This window comes from Pseudomonas sp. GM33 (assembly GCF_000282295.1).
Classification (GTDB): domain Bacteria; phylum Pseudomonadota; class Gammaproteobacteria; order Pseudomonadales; family Pseudomonadaceae; genus Aquipseudomonas; species Aquipseudomonas laurylsulfatiphila.
Genome location: NZ_AKJO01000046.1, coordinates 1 through 5,773, shown reverse-complemented (window position 1 = coordinate 5,773; position 5,773 = coordinate 1). Strand labels below are relative to the sequence as shown.

General features: G+C 60.8%; 7 protein-coding genes. All 7 read right to left on the bottom strand.

Going from position 1 to position 5,773, the window contains the following annotated elements; genetic code table 11:
• Window positions 1–29 precede the first annotated feature (29 nt).
• On the bottom strand, window positions 30–452 hold the full coding sequence (locus PMI26_RS22220; protein WP_033047574.1) for a GNAT family N-acetyltransferase: 423 nt from the start codon (window positions 450–452) through the stop codon (window positions 30–32).
• The gene (locus tag PMI26_RS22225; protein ID WP_007972092.1) at window positions 445–1,614 is read right to left on the bottom strand and encodes a ribosomal protein uL16 3-hydroxylase; all 1,170 of its coding nucleotides are present in this window, start codon (window positions 1,612–1,614) and stop codon (window positions 445–447) included. The genes PMI26_RS22220 and PMI26_RS22225 overlap by 8 nt, the downstream gene beginning before the upstream one ends.
• A gap of 86 nt (window positions 1,615–1,700) precedes the next feature.
• Window positions 1,701–3,071, bottom strand: coding sequence for an adenylosuccinate lyase (gene purB / locus PMI26_RS22230; protein WP_007972090.1), 1,371 nt, complete (start codon window positions 3,069–3,071; stop codon window positions 1,701–1,703).
• Window positions 3,072–3,195: 124 nt separating this feature from the next.
• Window positions 3,196–3,819: a high frequency lysogenization protein HflD gene (hflD, locus tag PMI26_RS22235; protein WP_007972088.1), complete on the bottom strand. Its 624-nt coding sequence runs from the start codon at window positions 3,817–3,819 to the stop codon at window positions 3,196–3,198.
• Window positions 3,816–4,949, bottom strand: coding sequence for a tRNA 2-thiouridine(34) synthase MnmA (mnmA, locus tag PMI26_RS22240; protein WP_007972086.1), 1,134 nt, complete (start codon window positions 4,947–4,949; stop codon window positions 3,816–3,818). Before mnmA ends, hflD begins: the two co-directional genes overlap by 4 nt.
• Window positions 4,950–5,008: 59 nt before the next feature.
• A complete protein-coding gene (locus PMI26_RS22245; protein WP_007972084.1) occupies window positions 5,009–5,455 on the bottom strand; it encodes an NUDIX hydrolase in 447 nt (148 codons plus the stop codon).
• Window positions 5,456–5,664: 209 nt separating this feature from the next.
• The coding region (locus PMI26_RS32260; RefSeq protein WP_007972082.1) for an NADP-dependent isocitrate dehydrogenase at window positions 5,665–5,773 on the bottom strand (109 nt) is incomplete at its 5' end.

Genomic DNA, 5,773 nt, shown 5'->3' with positions numbered 1-5,773 from the left:
GGTTCAAGACGGTATCTACAGGAGAAGGTTTAACTGTGCCGGACCATGTCCACATGCGGAATCCCGGCTTCCAGGAACTCCTCACTGACCATGTGGAACCCCAGGCGCTCATAGAACGCCGTGGCTTGTACCTGGGCGCTGAGCATCTGCTGCTTGAGTCCGCGCTCTTCGGCTTCGCCGATGACCGCTTGCATCAGCGCATCGCCGACTTTCAGCCCGCGCCAGTCCTTGAGTACCGATACCCGGCCGACATGTCCATCGGGCAGCAGGCGCGCGGTACCAATCGGAAAGTCGCCTTCGTAAGCGAGGAAGTGCACGGCATCAATGTCATCGGCGTCCCATTCCAGTTCTGGCGGAACGGATTGCTCGGCGACGAACACCGCTTCACGAATGCGCCGGATCTCGGCGTTGTCCTTTTGCCAGTCTGCGACACGTACGTGAATCTTATTCATCGGCAAACCCCAGGCTTCCTTGCTTGACCAGTTCGCACAGCAGGCCGCGGCCGTCTTCATCGCTCAGCCATTCGCCGAGGTTGTCGGCGTGCAGGGCGTCGGCGGCGCAGATCATCTTCAGCAGTTCGCGCAGTTTGCCCGGCAGGTAACGGCTCTGGCCGCTGGCGAACAGCAGCAGGTCGTCATCGACTTCGGACCATGCCAGGCGCGCGCTCGGGTTGCGAATCAGGATCGCGCCTTGCTCCAGGGCGGACATGAAGTCCTCTTCTTCGACGTCTTCCGGACCCACCACCAGTTCCGGGTAGCGTGGCTCGGTCATGAACTGGCCGAACCAGGTCAGCAGCAGGCGCTCGTCGCTCATGTGCTCGGCCAGCAGGCCTTTGAGGCGATCGAGTGCATCGCGCTGGATCTGGTGAGGGTCGGCAGTCGGCAAGGCGTCGGCGTCGGTGTAGCGTTCTTCGTCCGACAGGAACTGGCTGAGGAAGTCGGTGAAGTGGGTCAGCACTTCAGCGGCGCTCGGCGCGCGGAAGCCCACCGAGTAGGTCATGCAGTCATCCACAGCGACGCCACAATGGGCCAGGCGCGGCGGCAGGTAGAGCATGTCGCCCGGTTCCAGCACCCATTCATCGGTGGCTTCGAATTCGGAGAGGATGCGCAGGTCGGCGTGGGCCAGCATCGGGCTCTCGGTGTTGCACATCTGGCCGATCTTCCAGTTGCGCTTGCCGTGGCCTTGCAGCAGGAACACGTCGTAGTTGTCGAAGTGCGGACCCACGCTGCCGCCTGGCGCGGCGTAGCTGATCATCACGTCGTCGATGCGCCAGCTCGGCAGGAAACGGAAGTTCTCCAGCAGTTCGCTGACTTCCGGGACGAACTGATCCACGGCCTGAACCAGCAGGGTCCAGTCACGCTCAGGCAGCTTGCTGAATTCATCTTCGGCGAACGGGCCGCGACGCAGTTCCCATGGACGCTCGCCATTCTCGATGATCAGGCGCGATTCGACTTCTTCTTCCAGCGCCAGGCCGGCCAGTTCGTCGGCGTCGATCGGGCTTTCGAAATCAGGAATCGCCTGGCGGATCAGCAGCGGCTTTTTCTGCCAGTAATCGCGCAGGAATTCCCGTGCCGTGATGCCGCCCAGAAGTTGAAGAGGAATATCAGGATTCATGTGTAACCTATTGAAAAAATGCACTTTTCAGACGGGAATAAAAACGCCCGGCGCGGCCGGGCGTCTTCAAAGGGTCTAGCGATCGATCAGATGCGTTTGGCTTGCTCTACAGCGTTGCCGATGTAGTTCGCCGGGGTGAGCAGTTTCAGCTCGGCCTTGGCGGCGGCTGGCATGTCCAGGCCGTCGATGAAGGTCTGCAGCGCTTCAGGGCTGATGCCCTTGCCGCGGGTCAGTTCTTTCAGTTTTTCGTACGGGTTTTCGATGTTGTAGCGACGCATCACGGTCTGGATCGGCTCGGCCAATACTTCCCAGCAAGCGTCCAGGTCGGCGGCGATCTTCTGCTCGTTGAGCTCAAGCTTGCTGATGCCCTTGAGGCTGGCTTCGTACGCGATCACGCTGTGGGCGAAGCCGACGCCGAGGTTGCGCAGTACGGTGGAGTCGGTCAGGTCGCGCTGCCAGCGGGAGATCGGCAGCTTGCTCGCCAGGTGCTGGAACAGTGCGTTGGCGATGCCCAGGTTGCCTTCGGAGTTTTCGAAGTCGATCGGGTTGACCTTGTGCGGCATGGTCGACGAACCGATTTCGCCAGCGATGGTGCGCTGTTTGAAGTAACCCAGGGAGATGTAGCCCCAGATGTCGCGGTCGAAGTCGATCAGGATGGTGTTGAAGCGAGCGATCGCGTCGAACAGCTCGGCAATGTAGTCGTGCGGTTCGATCTGCGTGGTGTACGGGTTGAAGCCCAGGCCCAGTTCGTCTTCGATGAAGGCGCGGGCATTGGCTTCCCAGTCGATCTCGGGGTAGGCCGACAGGTGGGCGTTGTAGTTGCCGACAGCGCCGTTGATCTTGCCCAGCAGCGGAACGGCAGCGACTTGAGCGATCTGGCGCTCCAGGCGGTAAACCACGTTCGCCAGTTCTTTGCCCAGGGTGGTCGGCGAGGCCGGTTGACCGTGGGTGCGCGACAGCATCGGCACGTCGGCGAAGCGGATGGCCAGTTCGCGGATGGCGTTGGCGGTCTGGCGCATCAGCGGCAGCATCACGTCATCACGGCCTTCGCGCAGCATCAGGGCGTGGGACAGGTTGTTGATGTCCTCGCTGGTGCAGGCAAAGTGGATGAACTCGCTGACCTTGGCCAGTTCCGGCAGCTTGGCCGCTTGCTCTTTGAGCAGGTACTCGATGGCCTTGACGTCGTGGTTGGTGGTGCGCTCGATCTCTTTGACGCGCTCGGCGTGCTCCAGAGAGAAGTTTTCCGCCAGGGTGTTGAGCACAGCGTTGGCTTCGGCGGAGAACGCCGGCACTTCGCTGATGGCAGGGTGAGCGGCCAGGCGCTGAAGCCAGCGCACTTCAACCAGAACGCGGGCACGGATCAGGCCGTACTCGCTGAAAATTGGGCGCAGGGCCTGGGTTTTGCCGGCGTAGCGGCCGTCAACAGGGGAAACCGCAGTGAGCGAAGAGAGCTGCATGGGGTGTTCTCGGACAGTCGGGCAACGAAATGGGGCGCGTATCATACATGAAAAAATCCGCCGGTCCGTCGCCAACTGACCGGCGTATTACGCGTATTGCTAAGTTCTGTTCTGTCGATGCGGGTTATTCGTTACGCATCAAGGGGTAAAGCTCTTTGAGCAATTTGCGACGGCTGATCACCAGCTGCCAGCGATGACCGCCCAATTGCCGCCACAGGCGTGCAGAACGGATGCCGGCCAGCAGCAGGGCGCGAATTTTCGAGGCGTTGCTCGGTTGTTGCAGGTTGCGCATGTCGCCGTGCACCTGGATGCGTTGGCGCAGGGTGCTCAGCGTGTCCTGGTACAGCGCGCCGCAGGCGGCGATCACATTTTCGTGGGCTGGGCCGAAGTGTTCGACCTGGGACTGAATCTGCGGCAAACGCTTGCCGATCACCTCGAGCATGTCGCCACGTTTTGCCAGTTGGCGCTCAAGACCGAGCATGGCCAGGGCATAGCGCAGCGGCTCGCGCTGCAGGGCGCTCGGATCGCGCTCGAGGGCGCCGATCAGGGCGCGATAGCCTTCACGCAGGTTGATGTCATCGCCGCCATAGACTTCCAGGGTGTCCTTGGGGTCGCGGATCAGCAGGCTGCCGAGCATGCAGCTCAGGCCGGCCTCGTTTGTCTGGCCGCTCTTGGCAATCCTGTCCACCAGCACGGCGGCGAGAAACACGCCGCCCAGTGCTGTCAGTTGCTCCTGAATCGGGTTCATAGGGCCTGGCCCTTGCTCGTCCACGGCTCGGCTACTTCAATCACACCACCGCCGAGGCAGATTTCACCGTCATAGAACACCACGGACTGGCCTGGGGTCACCGCGCGTTGCGGATCATCGAACGTCGCGCGATAACCGGTGGCGGTTTTTTCCAGGGTGCAGGGCTGGTCGCTCTGACGATAACGAACCTTGGCGGTCAGCTTGCGTGGCTGGCTCAGGTCGATCGGGTTGACCCAGTAGATATCGGAAGCGAGCAGGGCGCGGGAAAACAGCCACGGGTGGTCATTGCCCTGGCCAACGATCAGCTCGTTGTGCTCCAGGTCCTTGATCAACACGTACCACGGTTCGTCACTGGCGTCTTTCAGGCCGCCGATGCCCAGGCCCTGACGCTGGCCGATGGTGTGATACATCAGGCCATGATGACGGCCGATGATTTCACCTTCGGTGGTCTTGATTTCGCCCGGTTGTGCCGGCAGGTACTGTTTGAGGAAGTCGCTGAAACGGCGCTCGCCGATAAAGCAGATCCCGGTGGAGTCCTTCTTCTTCGCGGTCGCCAGCTCGTATTTTTCGGCAATAGCGCGCACTTGCGGTTTTTCCAGTTCGCCGACCGGGAACAGGGTCTTGGCGATCTGTTCGCCGCCGACGGCGTGCAGGAAGTAGCTCTGGTCCTTGTTCGGGTCCAGGCCCTTGAGCAGTTCGGTGCGGCCATCGATGTCGCGGCGACGCACGTAGTGGCCGGTGGCGATCAGGTCGGCGCCAAGCATCATGGCGTAGTCGAGGAACGCCTTGAACTTGATTTCGCGGTTGCACAGGATGTCCGGGTTCGGCGTGCGTCCGGCCTTGTATTCGGCCAGGAAATGCTCGAACACGTTGTCCCAGTACTCGGCGGCGAAGTTGGCGGTGTGCAGCTTGATGCCGATCTTGTCGCACACGGCCTGGGCGTCCGCCAAGTCATCCATGGCGGTGCAGTATTCGGTTCCATCGTCTTCTTCCCAGTTCTTCATGAACAGGCCTTCCACCTCATAACCCTGCTCGATCAGCAGGAGGGCGGAAACGGAAGAGTCCACGCCGCCGGACATGCCGACAATGACGCGCTTCTTTTGTGTGTCAGAAGGGGCTGGATCACGCATAGGGATTCAATGAGTGTCTTGAAAAAGGACGCGATTCTAACAGGCCGGAGCCTGCATGGCTAAAGAGAAGGACGGATCAATGCAAGGCCGAAGTGAATGCCTGCCAGATAGTCATCGATGCAGCGCATGATCAGCTCGCTGCGCCAGTTGTCGCGTTGTGCCATTAATTCTTCGCGGGTCAACCACTTGGCGCCGACTATGCCGTCGTCCAGTTGATAATCGGGGTGGTGTTTCAGTGCTTTGGCGATGAAGCACACTCGCTGGTAGGTCACGCCGTTGCTCGGGGCGGTGTAGAGGTAAATGCCCAGTACGCCGGTCGGTTCGACGTCCCAGCCGGTTTCCTCGAGGGTTTCGCGCACGGCGGCTTCGGTCAGGGTTTCGTTCGGATCGAGATGCCCGGCGGGCTGGTTGAGCACCACGCGACCGTGCTTGAGTTCTTCGACCATCAGGAAGCGGCCGTTGTCTTCGACGATGGTGGCGACGGTGATGTGGGGTTTCCAGTCCATGAGATCTCCTCGAAGTTGAAATGCGGTCCCTGTGGGAGCGGGCTTGCTCGCGAAAGCGGTGGGTCAGTCAATGAAGGTGTTGAATGATAAACCGCTTTCGCGAGCAAGCCCGCTCCCACATTGGTCCGTGTGTCACCGGTAAATTGTGTGACGGCCAGAAAACACAAACCCCGGCACATGGCCGGGGTTGGTGGTGCTTCCTTACAACCTTAAACCAACGCTGCAACCGCTGCGTTGAAGGTTGCGCTTGGACGCATGGCCTTGCTGATCAGCTCGGCGTCGGCGTGGTAGTAACCGCCGATGTCCACTGGCTTTTCC

Coding starts and splice junctions, on each gene's coding strand:
- PMI26_RS22220 (WP_033047574.1), bottom strand. CDS start 452: ATGAATAAGATTCACGTACGTGTCGCAGACTGGCAAAAGGACAACGCC.
- PMI26_RS22225 (WP_007972092.1), bottom strand. CDS start 1,614: ATGAATCCTGATATTCCTCTTCAACTTCTGGGCGGCATCACGGCACGG.
- purB (WP_007972090.1), bottom strand. CDS start 3,071: ATGCAGCTCTCTTCGCTCACTGCGGTTTCCCCTGTTGACGGCCGCTAC.
- hflD (WP_007972088.1), bottom strand. CDS start 3,819: ATGAACCCGATTCAGGAGCAACTGACAGCACTGGGCGGCGTGTTTCTC.
- mnmA (WP_007972086.1), bottom strand. CDS start 4,949: ATGCGTGATCCAGCCCCTTCTGACACACAAAAGAAGCGCGTCATTGTC.
- PMI26_RS22245 (WP_007972084.1), bottom strand. CDS start 5,455: ATGGACTGGAAACCCCACATCACCGTCGCCACCATCGTCGAAGACAAC.